The following is an 18,413-nucleotide window of genomic DNA, read 5'->3' on the forward strand; positions in this document are numbered from 1 at the left end:
ACCAGTTGCACTCTCAATTGGGTCACCGTACTGGTTTACAACATAGAGATTAACTGTCTGAGTAGTTCTTGCATGGTCCCCATCCTTCCATACGATAGTTCCCACTTTTTTATCTGTGCTAGCAGTTGTCCACTTGATTGCGAAAACTGAAAAGCTCTCTGTCTCAAAAGAAACATCAACTGTAGCAATGTCATCACCAGTCTCAACTGATGTAGTAGACTCCTCTGTCAAATCAACAGCCTCTGTAGAATCGCTCTTTTCCTCGAAGTGAACAATACCTACATCTGTGCCGTCAAGCTCCTCATCTGTCTCAGGTGCCTTTAAGCTAACGATGTTGACAGAAACACTTCCGTCCTTTGGCTCAACCTTGCCATCATCATTCATAAGTGAAATGTCATAAGCTAAAAATGCCTTGAGCTCCTTGCCAGCTTCCTCTGCATCTTCTTCAAGTGAGCTAGCAACTTCCTCTAACTGGTCCTTATCAGTTACTTTTTCAGCCTTAACTGATGTAGCTCCATTTAAGACACTCTTCATTGCTGTAACAGTAACGATTACTTCATCATTTTCAAACTCAAGAGTGATTTCCTCGTCTTTCTCTTCGATTTCTTCTCTGTATCCACAGTAGATACAAATTCCGTCCTCGTCGAACTCACACTCTTCAGCCTCTTCGATGATTTCACCGCACTCCTTGCAGCGCTTGATATGAGTTCCATCGTAATTAGACTCGTACTCGAACTCTTCGTGCTTGCATTCCTTTTCGTCCTCAAGCTCCTCGAGTTCCTCGTCCTCAAGCTCCTCATCTTCAGTCTCCTCATCAGTAGCCTCAGCCTCATCGGCTACTGACTCGTCCTCTGACCCATTATTAATTTGTTCCTCATGGGAATCCTTTGATGTAGCATCTCCATCTTGATTATCAGAAGTTGCATCACCAGAAATGGATGCGTCCTCCTCGGAGCTGCTAGTGGCATCATCTTCTGTTCTCCCTACATCAGAAGATGAAACCTCTTCAGAATTATTATTAACTGAGTACTCAGCAACAACGGCTTCATTATCACCCTCCGCATAGGCTACTATCGGTGACGATAAAACGAGCGCTGTTGCAAGTCCCAAAGACAGTATTCTATTAAGCATAGTCAACTTTTTCATAGACATGTAACTCCCTCTTTTCAAACACATATTTCTACATTCAAGTCTGTCTTACAGAAATATGTGCTCAACATGTGTCCGAATAGTATATTACGGCACATTTTTTTCATTTAAAAGATGTCTGGCAATAAGTGTCATTTTTTGGCAAAAAATAACTCCAGGAAGCTTTCCTGGAGTAATATGTGCCAATTTCGACTATACTGTTTAGTGAATTATATACTATAACTATTTACCTAATCTTGATGATTAATCAAATCTTGGGTTTAAATGTGCTAGAGGTAAGGCACATTTAAATTTTGCTTCGCAAAACAATGATTATAATACCTTCTGTTTATAATCATTGCCTATTACGGATTTAATTAATCTTGATGATTAATTAAATCCTACCACCTTCTGTGCAATCTTGTAGGCTGAGACAGAAATAAGACGTCCTGTGTGGCCTGGAAGATTGGTAGTGCCGCAGAGGATTCCATAGCGAAGCTTCTTATATATGAACTCATCCTTTGACTTAATGTAGCTCCAAAGGTCATGACGCTTCTGCTGGTGTTCCTTAGTGCCGCTCTTCATAAGAAGCACTGTAGAGACAACTGTAATCATCTCAAGATAGTTAAACATGTATTTCTTAACATGCTCATTTTCGATGTTCTTGTAATCAAATGACTCAAGCATAAGCTTGTTAACTTTAATCTGCTGATCAATACGGCTAATCATAACCTTTTCATTAACAGACTGATCATCACGTCCAATATAGTAACGATAGAACTCTACATCAAGATAGTACATTGTCTTAACATAAGGAAGTGGATAGAATACATAAAGATTGTCCACATAGAATGTATGCTTTGGAAGCTCTAATCCACAATCTCTTAAAAGTTCTGTACGATATATTACTGAATGCATGAGAATGTACTGTCCCTTTTTGAAGCGACCAGTCTCATCCCATGTAAAGTATCTATCCTTTGGAAGGTTAGTGTAAGACATAACCTTTTTATGGATAGCCCCTTCCTTTTCATATACATAATTAGAAATAAGCATATCAAGCTCTTTTTCCTCATCAACTGTGCGACGAAGTACATCAAGAATCTTATCGTATGCTTTTTCATCTACCCAGTCATCTGAGTCAACTACCTTGAAGTAACGACCAGTAGCATTCTTAAGACCAGTATTAACTGCCTGACCATGTCCACCATTTTCCTGATGAACTGCCTTGATAATTGAAGGATGCTCTGCTGCAAGTCTATCTGCTATTTCTGCTGTGTTATCCTTTTGACTACCATCATCTACAATGATAATCTCTACCTCCTCGCCACCATGTAAAAGAGTCTCAACACAATGTTCCATATATGCAGCCGAATTATAACAAGGTACTGCAAAAGATAATAATTTCATAAATAATCTCCTCGTAAACTAAATTACATCTAAAATGCGATGTAGTAACATCTCAATGCTAACGCCCCAAAGAAGTAATGCGCCAGCCACATAAGCAATCGTCTTAATTTCAAATCCGTAGTGAAGGCCTGTGTAGAAACCACATATAACCATCACAATAGAAATAACTAATATAATGATAATAACCTGCCAAACCGTAACACCTACAAGTCCGCATACGCATCCAGCTGCTGCAGTGTAAATGCTAGACATAACTACTATTCTAATGTAGTCCCACACTCTAATTGTATCACGTCTGCGCTCCTGAATAAACTTACGCTGAACAGCCTTGACTAAAAGCCTCATTCCAAGTAGTGCCAAAACTATGGCAGCAACTGCCTCACCATAGTAGATTGGATTTGGTATATATCCATTAGAAGATAATACCCAGCAAATAAAATATCCAACCAGATAAAATACAAGTTCTACTGCCGCAACAACAATGCAGGCTATTACTAATGTCTTCTTTTTTATGTTGGCTAGCATCGCTCCCTGTATCTCCATAGCGGCAAATACATCAAGCAATATTCCAGCCATAATTAGCATATTTTCTAACCAGCTCATAAACAAATACGCTCCAATCAATCTTAAAAGATATATCTATATTATAATGTATATATTCTCTCCAAAAATATTCAATCATTAAAAGTAGTGCTAAGACAAGCTACAAAAATATTCTTTTGTATTCTACTTGTCGTTGTTTGAAATAACCTGAATAATCGGGCTATGAAAAATCTTAACATACACATCAGCCAGCTCATCTACCGGTGAATCCATGCCTCTCATAATCCACTGAATAGTCACCCATGAAATAGTGTGAGCCAAAAACTCAGAAACTAATTTCTCATCCACCCACTCGTAATTGGCAATGCTAAGTAAGCTATCAATATCAATATATTTCTTAACTAGGTTAGCTACACATCTATTGAAAATTTCATTGAAAGAATTCTGTCCCTCAAGCTGGGCAGCTCTTCTGTAGAAATCCTTGCCCTTGAAAATGGTAGTCAAAAGAAATGTAATCGCCTCTCTAAGCATTCCATTTGCAAGAAGGGGCTCGATTGGTGCGAACAGCTCATTGACTGTAATCCATTCTAAAAGCTCATACTTATCCTGGAAATGATTGTAGAAAGTAGGACGAATAACGCCTGCTTTGTTGGTTATTTCTTTTATTGTAATCTTATCAATTGGCTTGGTGGCGGCAAGCTCCTTTAAGCTCTCAGCCAACACAATATCAATTGCGTTTTGCGTTTGGTTATTCATTAATGCTCCTTAAGAATCCTGATATTCCACTGATACATAGAATCCCTTTGGGGTTTCTTTTATATCTACTACCTTCCCTTCCTTTGCTGAGATGCGCTGAAGGGTGGTATAGTTGCCCGACATGGCATACGACCTGCCCAACACATAGTAGTAAGAATTAGGTAGCTCATATTCTGTAATGGAAAGCACATCTCCCACCTCAAGAAGACCTGTGCGCTCCATCTTAAATTCCATCTGTCCCATTAGACATCTTCCTCTTTTGTCTCTTCTTCTACCACTTCCTCTTCCACGATTGTAGAATCAACAATCAAAGCAGAAGTAGATTTTCTAACCTTGTGTACAAAGAAAATATCTGTCACGCCGTCAAATACCATCATAAGGCCAATAAGCCAAACAATAGTAGTGATAATATCAAATGCCATGGCAATACATAAGAGACCAAGAACTATATTTACAATTGCTCCTATAAATAATAGAAGGGAGCCACCTTTCTTTGTCTTAAGGACCTCAAATGCCATCCCTAAATCCTGAACACCATGTACTACTAAGATAACTCCAATAGCGATAGGAATTATATTAATGAAAATATTATCCTTTGGTGACATAAACATCCATATTCCTAAAATAGCAAGTATTGCACCCACTACAATCCCCATAACATTTTTAGAGTTTTCAAAAATCTGACTAATTATAATAGCCACACCAGCCAAAATAATAATGCCAGCAATGATACGACTCAGCACCTCTGTAGTCTCTGTAGGAAATGCCATTAATAGCACACCGATGATAATACTGATTACTGCTGAAATTGTAATATTAAGTCGTAATCCTTTGATCTTCTCTTTCATCCCTCTACCTCCAATGAAGAAAAGTGTTGAGTCCTTTGACCCAACACTTTGTTATTAATGTTCTTTTTTGCTGCCCCAGAAACCAATAGCAACTGTACCTGGGCCTGTATGTGCACCAATTGTAGGTCCTATATCGAAAATACGAATCTTCTCTTTCATCTTAGGGAACTCTGCCTCAATCATATCAGCAATCTCCCTTGCATCCTCATAGCAAACTGAGTGAGTGATGAAAATATTCTCATCGTAGTCAGCGCCATTGTCGATGCGCTCCTTAATAGCAGAAAGAGCAGCCTTCTTAACCATCTTCTTACCGCGGCACTTCTGACGTGGAATTAACTTGCCCTCGTCATTGATATTCATAAGTGGGCAAATGTTAAGAGCTGTTCCAAACCATCCAGAAAGCTTTGACACTCTACCGCCTCTAATAAGGAATGTTAAATCAGTTGTAAAGAACCATGTGTTTTGATTCTGAACATGCTCTGCAGCCCAGCTACAAAGATCATCGAAGCTATATCCCTCATCACGAAGGCTTGCAAGCTTGTCCATGAGAAGTCCATAACCAGATGAAGCTGTCAAACTATCTATAACTACAACCTTTCGGTCTGGGAACTCTTCCTTCATCTCCTCTGCTGCAATACGAGCAGAATTTAAAACTCCTGAGATACCACTAGAAAGTGTCAAATGAATTACATCCTTACCCTGTGAAAGGAATCCTCTAAAATACTCTGTAAATGCATCTGCATTAACCTGTGAAGTCTTAGTCATAGCTCCATCAACCATTGCCTGATAGAAATCCTGAACTGACATAGACTTAAATAAATCATCAACATATTCTTTTCCATCTAAATAATAATGAAAGCAAATATATTCGATATTTTTCTCTTTAAGATATTCTGCTGTCACATCCGCTGTGGAGCAGCAACTAATAATGTAATCTCCCATTTTTATACCTGTTCCTTTATTACTAAATCTATAGCCTGTTTGAGTATACCCCATCTTAATATTAAAATGCAACCTTGATACGACTACAAATCATACCTGAAAGTATACCAATCACCACGCCAGAAACAGTTCCAATAACTATAAGTATTGGAAGATAGAAAACTAATTCCCTAGTCTCCATCAGCACCATAGCCACCATTATCTGTCCAATATTGTGAAAAACGCCACCTAGAACACTAACTCCTGTAATAGATAACTTCTTTGTAGACTTACCGATTAGCATTGCAATAAATGAAAGCACAGCGCCGGCTGCACTGTACATAGCCATTGCCATATTGGAAAAAGTAAGGGCCACTAATAGAACTCTGATAAGAGATAATGCAAAAGCCCTCTTATACCCTATTTTGTAAATGGCAACCATAGTTACTATATTGGCAAGTCCTATTTTCGCCCCTGGTATACCTATATTAATTGGGAGCAGGTACTCCACGTAGGAGAGCACAAATGCCAGGGCTATTAATAGTCCAAGAATAGCAATATCTTTCGTCTTCATAATCCTCTCCTATCAATTAGTGGAGGCGTCGATTTCATCCTCCTGCCCACCTACAACCGTAACAGTCAGCTTATGTGGCAAGCAAACCACCGAATCACCTGAATAATGAACAGCTCGGTGATTTACACATATCTTGTCTGGGCAGTTGGCCTCCTCAATGGATGCCTTGCCATCTGAAATCACCAGAATATTATATCCGCCATCTGCAGACTCTATACGCTCTTTCATATCCTCATCCAAAGGATATGTGCCATATATCTCTCCGTCTATTTTAACCTCCACATAGGCGCTGTCATCAGTATGACTCTTTTGCCAAATAAGCATCCCTAGGTAGAAAAATAGTGACAGTATTAAAATTCCAAAGATTAAAATCAAATCATTCTTTTTCATGTTATTTATTTAATAGAGCATAAGCTCTAAGAATCTCACCAACAGACCAAGCCTGAGCAAAACATCCTCTGCCAGCATGTGGCTCATCACCATCGAAAATTTCAGAAACAGAACCGATGCAGTTGCTAAATAGATGTTGCTCTATTGGCTCAAACATAGCTCTAGCCTCCTCTATAGACTGAGCACTTCCTCCACCCACTTTTAAATAGCTTTCGATAAATGCTCCAAGCAAAAATCCCCAGGCTGTACCCTGATGGTACGCATGGTCTCTCTTCTCTAGACTACCCTGGTAAGTACCCTGATAGTTCTCATCCTCTGTATCAAGTGAGCGAAGACCCACACCCACGTATAATCTATCCTTAAGGACTCTTACGATTGATTTTTCTTTTTCGATATCAAGCATTGTAAATGGAAGACTTACTGCAAATATCTGATTAGGTCTAAGTGTGGCATCCTTGAAATCCTCTCCGATTACATCGTAGAGATAACCACCCTCCTCGTACCAGAACTCCTCGTTGAATGCTTCCTTCACCCACATAGCAAGCTGACTGCATCCGCCTGCGTATGCAAGATAGTTTTCTGGCTTGTCATGGGTACGTCTTGCGATACCTCTTGAGATTTCCTCCATAGTCATAAGTGCATTGTACCAAAGAGCATTAATCTCAACTGGCTTGCCATGTCTAGGAGTCACCACCTCATCACCGATACGTACATCCATCCATGTAACCTGATCAAGGCCTGAGCCAGCGTTCATTAGCGCGTCGTCATCCATGCCAATTGAAAACTGGGTGCCCTTTCGATAAGCAGCCATAATCTCCTGGAGGCTAGAATAAATATAATCCTCCACAAATTTCCAGGCCTCATCCGTATCTACGTATTTCAGGTAATTGTACACTGCGTAAAAATACCACAGTGAAGCATCTGCTGTATTGTAAAGAGGCTCCTTGCCATTGTCTGGGAACATGTTAGGAACCAGTCCATTTTTAATGCATTTAGAAAATGAAAGTAAAATAGATTTGGCGTCCTCATATCGACCTGTTTCAAGGCATAGGCCGGTGAAGGCTATCATAGTATCTCTGCCCCAGTCTGTAAACCATGGATAACCTGCCATGATTGTCTTCTTGCCAGTAGACAATCTATCAACAATAAACTGGTCCGCTGCAACAGTAAGAATCTGTCCCAACTCTTCCTCATCAGAAAAACCTGACTTTTCAATTAAGTCGGCCACACGATTCTTAGCCTTTTCTATTTCTATAAATGCTGTATCTATCTCTACTTCTGGAATATCTGACCACTCGATTTTCTTTCTTCCTACCTGGTCGCGAACATCAACTGTGCAGACAAAAGATGCCCTTGAAACTCCACCAGCATCAACTTCCATTACAAAATCATATGGCTTGAGATGGCAATCAAGTGCCTCCGCGTCATTATCAAGCTCATACTGAAGCTCCATGTTTTCATCGTAGATGTTGTTGCGCTTTACCATCTCACAACCTGCGCTGACAAGTGATACTCTCACATTTTTATTGCTAACTGGAGAATAATAAAATCCTGTATTACCTGTTGCCTCATCTCTAATCTCACCGAAGGCACTATCTGGTAGCTCGTACTTAAGACTCTCCACAGTCATATGCTCACCGTGGTCTCTATAGTTCATGAGAGGAGTGATAACCACACCTGCTGCAGGTCCATTATTCTCTAACGTATATGCGATAACGCATTGATTCTTGCCCTGCACCAAAGCTATTGTCTTAGTGAGGCGCATACCACCTGCTTCGTATACAAAATTAACAGTGCCATCATAAGTAAAACTCTTAAGATGCATGTTGCCCTGATTAAATTCACTAGCGTATGGTCCCTTGTGCTGAGCAGTGGTCAAATCATAAATTCTGCTGCCGCATACAAGACGCTCATTTGTTTTGGAAAAAACCAAGAATCTCTCCACAGGAGGATGAATACTTGCGATGAGATAGCCCTGCTGTGTTCTCATATGAGAACCTATAATACTGCTGCCTGCATAACTGCCTAGACCGTTAGTCAAAAGCCACTCTCTATAGATATTATTTTTATAGTTGGTTAACTTATCAAAAACAAATTCGTATTTCATTATTTATTCTCCACTAATCACATCACAACTCAACTATTTATTATATATAAAAAAGCCTTTCTTGTGTAGACAAAAATGAAAGCCCCAACATATAGTGTTGGGGCATTGTTATTTAAATAACATTATTCAACTGAATTAATAAGAGCAAATATCTCTTCTTTAATAGAAGCGTTTACTTTTAATGCATTCTCTCTTGAGTCCTGATTTGAATAGAAGTAGAACTTAATCTTTGGCTCTGTACCTGATGGTCTAATTGCAAACCATGAACCATTCTCAAGGAAAATACGAATTGCGTTCTGAGGTGGAATATCCTCGTATCCATTAATATAATCGATTACCTTTTCAACCTTTGAACCAGCAACCTCTGTAGGAATATTGTCTCTAAACCACTTCATCATACGCTGAATTCTCTGAGCTCCTGGAATTCCTTCTAATATGATATTTGGCTCATCCTCTGCAAAGAATCCATATTTAGCATATATCTCCTGAAGTACATCCCAGAGAGTCTTGCCCTGCTTTCTATAATAAGCAGCTGCCTCTGCAACCATCATACCGGCTGAGATACCGTCCTTATCTCTGATATCCTCGCAAATAGCATATCCCACTGACTCTTCATAGCCGAAGAGATATGTATATCCATTATCGTGGAGATATGGAATCTTACCACATATATTTTTAAATCCTGTAAGTGTCTCAAACATTTCCACGCCATAGGCCTTAGCCATGATTGTAGAAAGTGTAGAGGTAACGATGGATTTGACCATAGCCCCCTTTGCAGGAAGTGTACCGGCGTCCTTGTGACCCTCAAGTACATAGTTAACAAGTAAGTATCCTGTCTGATTGCCATTAAGAGGTACATAGTTACCCTGGCTATCGCGAATCTCAATAGCAAATCTATCTGCATCTGGGTCTGTAGCCATAAGAAGCTCTGCGCCGAACTTGCGACCATACTCCTCTGAAAGCTTGAATGCCTTAGGGTCCTCAGGATTAGGATAACCAACTGTAGTGAAATCAGGGTCTGGGTTCTCCTGCTCTGGTACTATAGTCCAGTTAGAGAAACCTCTGTCATTTAACATCTGTCTAAATGGAATAGAGCCACATCCATTAAGTGGTGTGTAAACGAGAGGAATTGTAAGGTCAAGCTCATCTCCCTCATGGATAGCAAGTGATTCTATCTTATCAAGATACTCTCTATCAAACTCCTCACCAAGAACGATAATCTTGCCAGATTTTACTCCCTCTTCAAAATCAGATTTTTTAACACCTGACCAAATATCAACTGCCTTGATGCGCTCATACATTCCATCAGCTATCTCTGAAGACACCTGACATCCGTCGTCCCAATATGCCTTGTAGCCATTGTATTCCTTAGGGTTATGGCTTGCTGTAATATTGATACCTGATACAGTTCCAAGTCTTCTGATCATAAACGCAAGCTCTGGAGTAGGTCTAAGATCAGGGAAAACATATACCTTTATTCCATTTGCAGCAAAAATACCTGCTGCAAGCTGTGAGAATTCCTTAGAGAAATGTCTAGGGTCGTGAGCGATAACTACGCCCTTTTCCATAGCCTCTTTACCCTTTGATACGATAAAGTCAGCAACGCCCTGTGTAGCCTTGCCTACTGTAAAGAAATTCATACGATTAGTACCAGCACCTACCTTACCACGAAGGCCAGCAGTACCAAATGACAAATCCTGATAGAAACGATCTTCCTTATCCTTTTCGTCATCTTTTATTGAAAGCAATTCCGCCTTGAGAGGGTCCGAATCTAAAAGATGCTCAAGCCACTCATTATATCTAGAATTGTAATCCATATTTTTCCTCCTATATAAATAGAAAAATTCAGGGCTCAATAAGTTGAAGCCCTGAATTAATATTATCATATATTGATTGTTTAAACTAGATTTAGTCTACACTGCATCTGTACTACCGAGGTATGTTGCATCTGTCTCGTACTCGTTGCCATATACATCATAGATTGTGTAGTAACCTAATGTAGTGTACTCATTAAGGTCGATTGATGAATATGAAAGCTCAAGCTCACTAGCTAAAAATGGCTCATCCATTGTTGTGTAATATGTATCACCTGCATCTGATAATACATAGAATACTAAGTCGATTTCATCATCAGAACGTAAATCATAGAGGTATGATCCCTCTTCATCAGTATCGAAATCGTATGTGGTGTAACCCTGGATTGTACCCTCTGGATGCTTGTCATCATAGTATACATAAAGCAATGCACCCTCGCCATTAATCGTACATGGAATGTATCCCATCTGTGACCATTCCTCTGACTCTGGATCTGAATAGTAATCTACACAGTAATATGATGCAATATTACCATTTACAAATGTCCATGCCTCTGGGTCTACAAGTGCAAGTCTTCCCTGGGAATCTGTCTGATATGTATAATCCTGACCAAGAATCAAGTACTCTCCATCGCTTTCTACAGCAACTGTAAGTGCTACGTGATCGATAACCTCCCAATCAGAATCACTAAGCTCTACTGCGTAGTAATCATCAGTCTCTACCAATCCAATGCTGTTGCTACTTACACCGCCAGATGAAGAAACATGATCTGCGTAGGCAGTAGTATACCAATCTCCTCCGTATGAGCTTACATAGCTCTGTCCCATAAGAGAAAGCTCAGCTGAAACAAATTTATCGTAGAAATCTGTAATCTCGTTATCGTAGTTAAGCTCAACAAAGGCCTCACGCCCAATGTCATAAGCTTCCACTATTTCAAATGGACAATAAACCATAAGTCCATGGCCGTATGCAAAATCACTCTCTGTGTATGATACAGCATTAACAGCTGAATTAATAAGAGTTGATGCATTATCTGTATCATAAGCTGTAGCAAGAGCGATAAGGTCAACTGAATCTATGCCCTCAAATGAGCCGCAGTTACCTCTAGCTTTTGCGTAAGCTGCAAATCCACCATTCTCCACATTGTCTGCAATGTCACCTACATAATTAATATAGGCATCATAAACATCTGTGATGTAGTCAAGACGGATAACTGACATAGAACCAACCAATCCGTCAGAACTAATATCAGCCATATAATCCTGGACGATTTTCTCTGAGAAGGCCTGAGCATCACCATCGAGCATGCCCAACCAGTCAGTATAGTAGATACCCTTGTTATTTACATAACTCTCTGCACCTACCATGTATTTAGCATGGTCCTTAAGACATAATCCCATCTCAAGTGTACACATGTTACAAGCATCGAAAATTACAGCATCAAAATCAACGCCTGCCTTATCCAACTCGTCCCTAATTTCATAATCATAGATAAAATCTTCTGGGTCGTTGCTAAGCTCATCCATACCAAAACCGATAGGAATTCCACCGCCGTGATCCCAAAGGATAAGTGAGTAGTTCTCTGCTGGGAAATTCTCCTTAGAGTATTTAATAAACTCTGATAAATCCCCTTCCTGAGTCATAGTAGTCTTACCAAGACTCTTCTCCTTATTAAGCTTACCATCTCTAATTGTAAAGATAGTAACTTCTCCATCAGGAATGTCTTTATTCTCCCATTCCTTCGCGCCGCCACACTGGAGTACCACGTTGCAGTTATCTGGAATATCTGCCTTAAGCATCTCCTTGATATCTCTTGAAGCAGCACCTCCATATGGGCCAGACTCTAAGTTACTTCCTACGATATAAATCATAAGAGTTCTAACAGCATCCTCTCCTGCTGTTGAATCTACTTCGTCCTCTACTATTTCGTCCTCTCTATCTCTCTTCTTATTAGAAGAACCGCCATTGGCCGCAAAAATACCACAAATAATAGCAGCTATAAGAGCCAATATACCGAGAATAATAGCTATTGTCTTTCCGGTGCTACTCTTTTGAGGAGCCTGTGGAGTTGCCTGAATTGGCTGCACAGGTCTAGGCTGCACCTGAACTGTAGGTTGTGGCTGTACCCTAGGCTGAGGTGTCACTGTAGGTTGTGGCTCTACTTTTGGCTGTACCTTAACCTCTGGCTGTGGTGCCACTGTAGGCTGTGGTGTTACACTCGGCTGTACCTTAACCTCTGGCTGTGGTGTCACTGTAGGCTGTGGTGTCACCCTCGGCTGTACCTTAACCTCTGGCTGTGGTGCCACTGTAGGCTGTGGTGTTACCCTTGGCTGTACCTTAACCTCTGGCTGTGGCTGCTGAACTGGGCGACTAACTGGTGTACCGCAGTTCTTGCAGAAGCTTGCGCCTTCATTAAGTTGTGCTCCGCATTTCTTACAAAACATTACTTTTCTCCAATCAATATCTTATGTCGTTTTATCACATGGTAGTAGTGTAATACTTATTCTTTTCTCTGTCAACACCTATAAAATAGATTTTTGCATAAAAAAGCTAGTAGCCATTCAACTACTAGCCTTTGCTCTAATCACTGAGATCAACATCCATATTCACACTAAAAGTATATTCTGGATATTTTTCTTTTAATGCCTCTACTATCTTACGATAAGTAGCATCCCTGTCTGGGGAATCAAATGTAATTACAACGTCAAAACTCAATAGCTTTTGATTAGGGTCATAGTAGAATCCATGAATCTGCTTTACATAATCAAAAGTCTTAACATATTTCGATATTTCTCTTTGAATCAAATCAGCCTCAGAATCCTTTTTATTTTTGCTGTAGATTCCAATGCCCTCCAATGTGACTCCCGTCTCTTTGAATACCACGTATGCTATCTGGCGCTGCAACTGGTCCAATCTAGTCATGGTCATATCCTCATCTACCTCGATGTGGATAGAGCCCACATATCTATCTGGACCATAATTGTGAAGACTCAAATCGTAAGCACCTGAAACCTCATCAAAGGAAACTACTATTCTCTTAACCTGATGAGAAAGCTCTATTTCAACACGCTCACCAAGAATATGGGAAATGGTTTCAGAAATCATATCGTATCCAGCCTTGATGATAACAATGGAAATGATAGCACCAAGGTAAGCCTCAAGGCTCACACCAAACTGAATAAATATAATAGCTGCCACCAAAGTGGAAGTAGAGATAACAGCATCTAGCTTGGCATCCTCACCTGAAGCTACTAAAGACTCAGACTTAACTGACTCTCCCACCTTTTTTACGTAGGTTCCAAGGATGATTTTTACAAAAACTGCTACTGCCACGATAAGAAGTGTCACAGTAGTATATTTTGGCAACTGTGGGTTCATTATTTTTTTAATAGACTCCACAAGGGAAGTAATACCAGCATAGCAAATGATAATAGCAATAACTGCCGTGCTGATATACTCAACTCTTCCGTGTCCAAGTGGATGCTTTCTATCTGGCGCCTTGTTGGCAAGCTTGGTGCCAACAATGGTAATAACCGAAGAAAGGGCATCACTTAAATTGTTGACCGCATCTAAAACGATGGCGATCGAGCCAGATAACAACCCTATAAATGCCTTAAAAGCTGCCAACAAACAGTTGGCAGCTATTCCTATAATACTTGTTTGAATGATTTTTTTATTTCTGTCCATTAGCTTATTTCAGTCCTTTAACAAAGGTATTTATCTTCTCTTTTGATTTCTTGCTGAGCTTTTCCATCTTTTTTAGAACAGCGTATTCGCTAGTCCCCTGGCTGGCAATGAGGAAATCAACCTCTCCTGCCCCCTTAGAAGGAATGGTATCCTGAAGTAGCTCAAATGGTGATACATCAAGTGCATCACAGATAGTCATAATCTTGTCAGCAGTAGGATTGGTCTTCTTGCGCTTCCAATCGCTAACTGTACTCTGGGCAATGCCTGTTGCATTAGAAAACTGCAACTGATTCATCCCCTTGTCTTCCATGATTTTAAAAATTCTCTCACTAATTATCATACTACACCCCCCATACTTAATCTGTATATACGATAATTATTATAATCCTTTATGCATCATCAGACAAGAAATAGTCAATTAATTTTCTTTTATTTGGCTAAATGTCAAAAAATTTATTCTTCTGTCTCTTCAAAGAACTCATCTACATCGTAAAGCTCACCCTCAACCTTTTCTGTGTAGATGTGTCCATCAAGGTGATCTATCTCATGAAGAAGAGCTCTTGCCATAAGCTCCTCACCCTCAACGATGATTTCTTCCATGTTTTCATTTAAGGCCTTAACCTTAGCGTAGTTAGGACGTGTAACAATACCTGTCTTACCAGGAACTGAAAGACATCCCTCGCTTCCTGTCTGCTCACCTGATGTCTCAAGTACCTCTGGATTAATGAGGGTAACAGGGCCCTCACCTATATCGATTACACAGATACGACGAAGCACGCCAACCTGAGGAGCTGCAAGTCCAACTCCATCTGCATCGTACATTGTGTCATACATATCTTCAATTAAAGTCTTAAGTCTAGGTGTTAAAATCTTAACCGGCTTGCAAACCTTAAGAAGAACATCGTCCTTACCATATTCCCTAATTTCTAATAATGCCATTTTAATTCCTTTCTAATGCCACCATTATAATGTATTAATCGGATCAAAATCGAACCATGTGGTGGTGTTTCTATATTGTTTTTGCTCTAATAAAAATGAGTCAATGCTATCTTTAATCTTAACTAGTCTATCATAATCCTGGTCTTTTACATAGATAACTCTTCTAAAAACATCTTTGAGTTTGCCTATGTAGGCATCCTGTGGTCCCATAATTATAACCTGAGGGTCCACTTTTCTAATGAGATTGGCCAAAATATCTGCCTGAGAGGCTGCATCCCTCTCACTCTCACTGCTGACCTGAATTCCCAAAATGTGAGAACATGGCGGATAACCAAGAAGTCCTCTATATGCTATCTCCTGCTCATAGAAGCCATTATAGTCCTGAGCTGCAGAGGTAACCACCGCGTAATTTTCCGGCTGATATGTCTGGATGATAGCAACTCCAGGCTCACTGCCACGCCCTGCTCTACCCACTGCCTGAGTGAGCAGCTGGAATGTACGCTCTCCGCTGTGGTAATCAGATTCATTGAGGGAAATGTCGGCAGCCACAATACCTACCAAGGTAACATTGGCAAAATCATGTCCCTTTACAATCATCTGTGTGCCTATAAGCACATCAGCCTCATGGGCTGCAAAAGCAGATAATATCTCCTCGTGTCCATCCTTGCCTTTTGTGGTATCAGCATCCATTCTAAGTACTCTAGCACTAGGAAATGCCTCTTTGACCATCTCCTCTAAGCGCTGGGTCCCCGCCTTGAAACTGCCGATGTACTTGCTTCCACAGCTAGGGCAAGTTTTGGTAGCTCTAGTTGTGAATCCGCAGTAATGACACTTCATGGTGCCATCCTTGTGAAGGTGAAGAGCCACATCGCAGTGTGGACACTTCAGTACCTTACCACAGGCTCTGCAGGAAACAAAGCCCATAAGTCCTCTTCTATTTAAGAAAAGCATAATCTGCTGCTTTTTGTTAAGTCTGTCTGCCATAAGCTCTAGCAGACGATGGCTAAGCATTGAGCGATTGCCTCTTTTTAACTCTTCTCGCAAGTCAACAATCTCAACAGCAGCCATATCCTGGCCCTTGGCACGATTGTTTAATGTGATAAGCTCATATTCACCTGACTGAGCCCTGCTATATGCCTCAAGGCTAGGTGTAGCAGACCCCAGAATAACTGTAGCTCCCGAAAGATGAGCTCTATATACAGCTGTCTCTCTAGCGTGATATCTAGGAATCACCTCAGACTTGTAGCTAGGCTCATGCTCCTCGTCAATGATTATAAGTCCTAAATTTGCAAAAGGTGTGAAAAGTGCCGAACGAGGTCCCACCATTATACTGATGTCACCTGACTTTGCCCTCTCAAACTGGTCAAAGCGCTCTCCTGGAGACATGCGGCTATTAAGAATGCTGACCCTATCCCCGAATCGGCTATAAAATCTCATAACAGTCTGGTAGGTAAGGGCAATCTCTGGAATCAACACGATAACCTGCTGTCCCATATTAATAACATGCTCCATCACATCCATATAGACCTCAGTCTTGCCTGAGCCTGTGACCCCATGTATAAGATATGTCTTGCGGCGGCCTGTATCAATATCTGCCTTTATCCGCTCTGCTGCAGCCTCCTGTTCATCATTTAACACAATGTGCTTTGCTTGGGATTTGTGCATGTGAGGGTTTCTAAAAGTACGTACTGACTCAACTCTTATGATTCCCTTTTTCTCCAAATCTCGGATGTTGCCCGATGGTACCTGCAGCTTTTTAGTGGCAAGCTCCCAATCAAGCACATCCACATCTAAAAGCTCCTTCAGCAGACGCTCCTTGCCTACTGCATGATTTTTCTTAGTAAGAAGCTCCGTCAACTCGATTTTAGCCTGTTCCAAAGAAATATTAAGACTAATCTCTTTTTTTAATTTTTCGTTTTCCTTTTTCTTGATAGGAATAACAGTTTTAAGAGCCTGGTTCATAGTGGAACCGTAATTGCGTTTTAAAAATGCAGCCAAAGAAATAAGCTGTGACTCAATCGCAATGCTGTCTCTCATAACACGTGCTATAGGTTTTAGTTTTGTAACATCAAACTCTGGCTTGTCGTGTAGCCCAACCACATATCCTGTAATTGCACGATTCCCCTGACCAAAAGGGATAACCACCTGCACGCCTTCTGCGACTTGATTCTCCAGCTCATCAGGCACTATATATTCAAATGTCTTATCCAATCTCTCATGAGATATATCAATGATAATATCTGCGTATTTCATGAAAAATATTTTAGCATAAAGTCTTTTAATTTGAAATCAAACTCGCTATAATAAAGTGATTTATAATTAGCTTTCTATGAAGGGAGAATCCTATGCGTCATCTAATGAGCCCTCTGGATTTCACCAGAGAGGAACTAGAGCAGCTTATGGACTTGGCAGATGATATTAAGAATCATCCGGACAAATACTCCGAAAAATGCCACGGCAAAAAGCTTGCCACTTGTTTCTACGAGCCTAGCACTCGTACCCGTTTATCTTTCGAGGCTGCCATGCTTAATCTTGGTGGTTCTGTCCTTGGTTTTTCTTCAGCTGATTCATCTTCAGCAGCCAAAGGCGAAAGTGTTTCCGATACTATTCGTGTTATTTCTTCTTACGCAGATATCTGCGCTATGCGTCATCCAAAAGAAGGCGCTCCTTTAGTCGCTTCTTCGCGATCTCTTATTCCAGTTATTAATGCAGGTGATGGTGGTCACCAACATCCAACTCAAACACTCACTGATTTATTTACCATTCGTTCATTGCGTGGTGAAATCAAAGACCTTACTATTGGACTTTGCGGTGATTTGAAATTTGGTCGTACAGTCCACTCTCTTATCAATGCACTTGTACGCTACCCTGGAATAAAATTTGTCCTTATTTCTCCTGAGGAGCTTCGAGTTCCTGAGTACATTCGAGAGGATGTTCTTGAGAAAAATGGATATGAGTACAAAGAAGTTGATACTCTAGATGATGTCATGGGTGAGCTTGATATCCTCTACATGACACGAGTTCAGAGAGAGCGTTTCTTCAACGAAGAGGATTACATCCGTTTGAAGGACTTCTTTATTCTCACACCTGAGAAAATGAACTTAGCCAAAAAAGACATGATGGTTCTTCATCCACTTCCTCGTGTAAATGAAATTGCAGTTGATGTTGATGATGACCCACGTGCAATGTACTTTACACAGGCCAAATACGGAGTCTTTATCAGAATGGCTCTCATATTGACACTGCTTGAAATTCCATGCTAATTCTTTAGTATCGTCTGGCATTTATGCTAGACAAA

General features: G+C 40.4%; 16 protein-coding genes. 1 reads left to right on the forward strand and 15 read right to left on the reverse strand.

The annotated features are described in order from the left end of the window. Positions 1–1,518: 1,518 nt before the first annotated feature. From BLP50_RS05655 to priA, 15 genes are all read right to left on the reverse strand, one after another. A complete protein-coding gene (locus BLP50_RS05655; protein ID WP_090152325.1) occupies positions 1,519–2,535 on the reverse strand; it encodes a glycosyltransferase family 2 protein in 1,017 nt (338 codons plus the stop codon). Positions 2,536–2,553: 18 nt separating this feature from the next. After that, positions 2,554–3,138, reverse strand: coding sequence for a manganese efflux pump (locus BLP50_RS05660; RefSeq protein ID WP_090152328.1), 585 nt, complete (start codon positions 3,136–3,138; stop codon positions 2,554–2,556). A gap of 123 nt (positions 3,139–3,261) precedes the next feature. Then, positions 3,262–3,834, reverse strand: coding sequence for a TetR/AcrR family transcriptional regulator C-terminal domain-containing protein (locus tag BLP50_RS05665; protein WP_090152331.1), 573 nt, complete (start codon positions 3,832–3,834; stop codon positions 3,262–3,264). 9 nt (positions 3,835–3,843) lie between these two features. Next, complete coding sequence (locus BLP50_RS05670) at positions 3,844–4,077, reverse strand: hypothetical protein (protein WP_090152336.1); 234 nt, start codon at positions 4,075–4,077, stop codon at positions 3,844–3,846. Then, on the reverse strand, positions 4,077–4,682 hold the full coding sequence (locus BLP50_RS05675) for a DUF308 domain-containing protein (RefSeq protein ID WP_090152339.1): 606 nt from the start codon (positions 4,680–4,682) through the stop codon (positions 4,077–4,079). The genes BLP50_RS05670 and BLP50_RS05675 overlap by 1 nt, the downstream gene beginning before the upstream one ends. Positions 4,683–4,736: 54 nt before the next feature. Further along, positions 4,737–5,678 (reverse strand): DegV family protein, encoded by a 942-nt coding sequence (locus tag BLP50_RS05680; protein WP_330386060.1) that lies wholly within the window; start codon positions 5,676–5,678, stop codon positions 4,737–4,739. A gap of 7 nt (positions 5,679–5,685) precedes the next feature. Next, positions 5,686–6,177 carry a Gx transporter family protein gene (locus tag BLP50_RS05685; RefSeq protein WP_090152345.1) on the reverse strand — a complete coding sequence of 164 codons (492 nt, stop codon included), beginning with the start codon at positions 6,175–6,177 and terminating at the stop codon, positions 5,686–5,688. 12 nt (positions 6,178–6,189) lie between these two features. Continuing rightward, positions 6,190–6,567, reverse strand: a complete 378-nt coding sequence (locus BLP50_RS05690; RefSeq protein ID WP_090152347.1) for a NusG domain II-containing protein — start codon at positions 6,565–6,567, stop codon at positions 6,190–6,192. A gap of 1 nt (position 6,568) precedes the next feature. Further along, entirely contained in the window at positions 6,569–8,674 is a 2,106-nt protein-coding gene (locus tag BLP50_RS05695) for an amylo-alpha-1,6-glucosidase (RefSeq protein ID WP_090152350.1), read from the reverse strand. Between the two features lie 122 nt (positions 8,675–8,796). Beyond that, positions 8,797–10,491: a phospho-sugar mutase gene (locus BLP50_RS05700; RefSeq protein WP_090152354.1), complete on the reverse strand. Its 1,695-nt coding sequence runs from the start codon at positions 10,489–10,491 to the stop codon at positions 8,797–8,799. Between the two features lie 96 nt (positions 10,492–10,587). After that, on the reverse strand, positions 10,588–12,933 hold the full coding sequence (locus BLP50_RS05705; RefSeq protein ID WP_090152357.1) for a clostripain-related cysteine peptidase: 2,346 nt from the start codon (positions 12,931–12,933) through the stop codon (positions 10,588–10,590). Positions 12,934–13,069: 136 nt separating this feature from the next. Continuing rightward, positions 13,070–14,176, reverse strand: a complete 1,107-nt coding sequence (locus tag BLP50_RS05710; protein ID WP_090152360.1) for a cation diffusion facilitator family transporter — start codon at positions 14,174–14,176, stop codon at positions 13,070–13,072. A gap of 4 nt (positions 14,177–14,180) precedes the next feature. Further along, on the reverse strand, positions 14,181–14,516 hold the full coding sequence (locus BLP50_RS05715; RefSeq protein ID WP_090152362.1) for a helix-turn-helix domain-containing protein: 336 nt from the start codon (positions 14,514–14,516) through the stop codon (positions 14,181–14,183). Between the two features lie 113 nt (positions 14,517–14,629). Next, the gene (gene def / locus BLP50_RS05720; RefSeq protein ID WP_090152363.1) at positions 14,630–15,115 is read right to left on the reverse strand and encodes a peptide deformylase; all 486 of its coding nucleotides are present in this window, start codon (positions 15,113–15,115) and stop codon (positions 14,630–14,632) included. A 24-nt stretch (positions 15,116–15,139) separates the two neighbouring features. Beyond that, entirely contained in the window at positions 15,140–17,368 is a 2,229-nt protein-coding gene (gene priA / locus BLP50_RS05725; protein WP_090152366.1) for a replication restart helicase PriA, read from the reverse strand. 92 nt (positions 17,369–17,460) lie between these two features. Here priA and pyrB point away from each other — a divergent pair, with 92 nt between their 5' ends. Continuing rightward, positions 17,461–18,378, forward strand: a complete 918-nt coding sequence (gene pyrB / locus BLP50_RS05730) for an aspartate carbamoyltransferase (RefSeq protein ID WP_090152369.1) — start codon at positions 17,461–17,463, stop codon at positions 18,376–18,378. The last annotated feature ends 35 nt before the right edge of the window (positions 18,379–18,413 follow it).

The organism is Pseudobutyrivibrio sp. AR14 (assembly GCF_900101325.1).
In the GTDB taxonomy this organism is placed as follows: domain Bacteria; phylum Bacillota; class Clostridia; order Lachnospirales; family Lachnospiraceae; genus Pseudobutyrivibrio.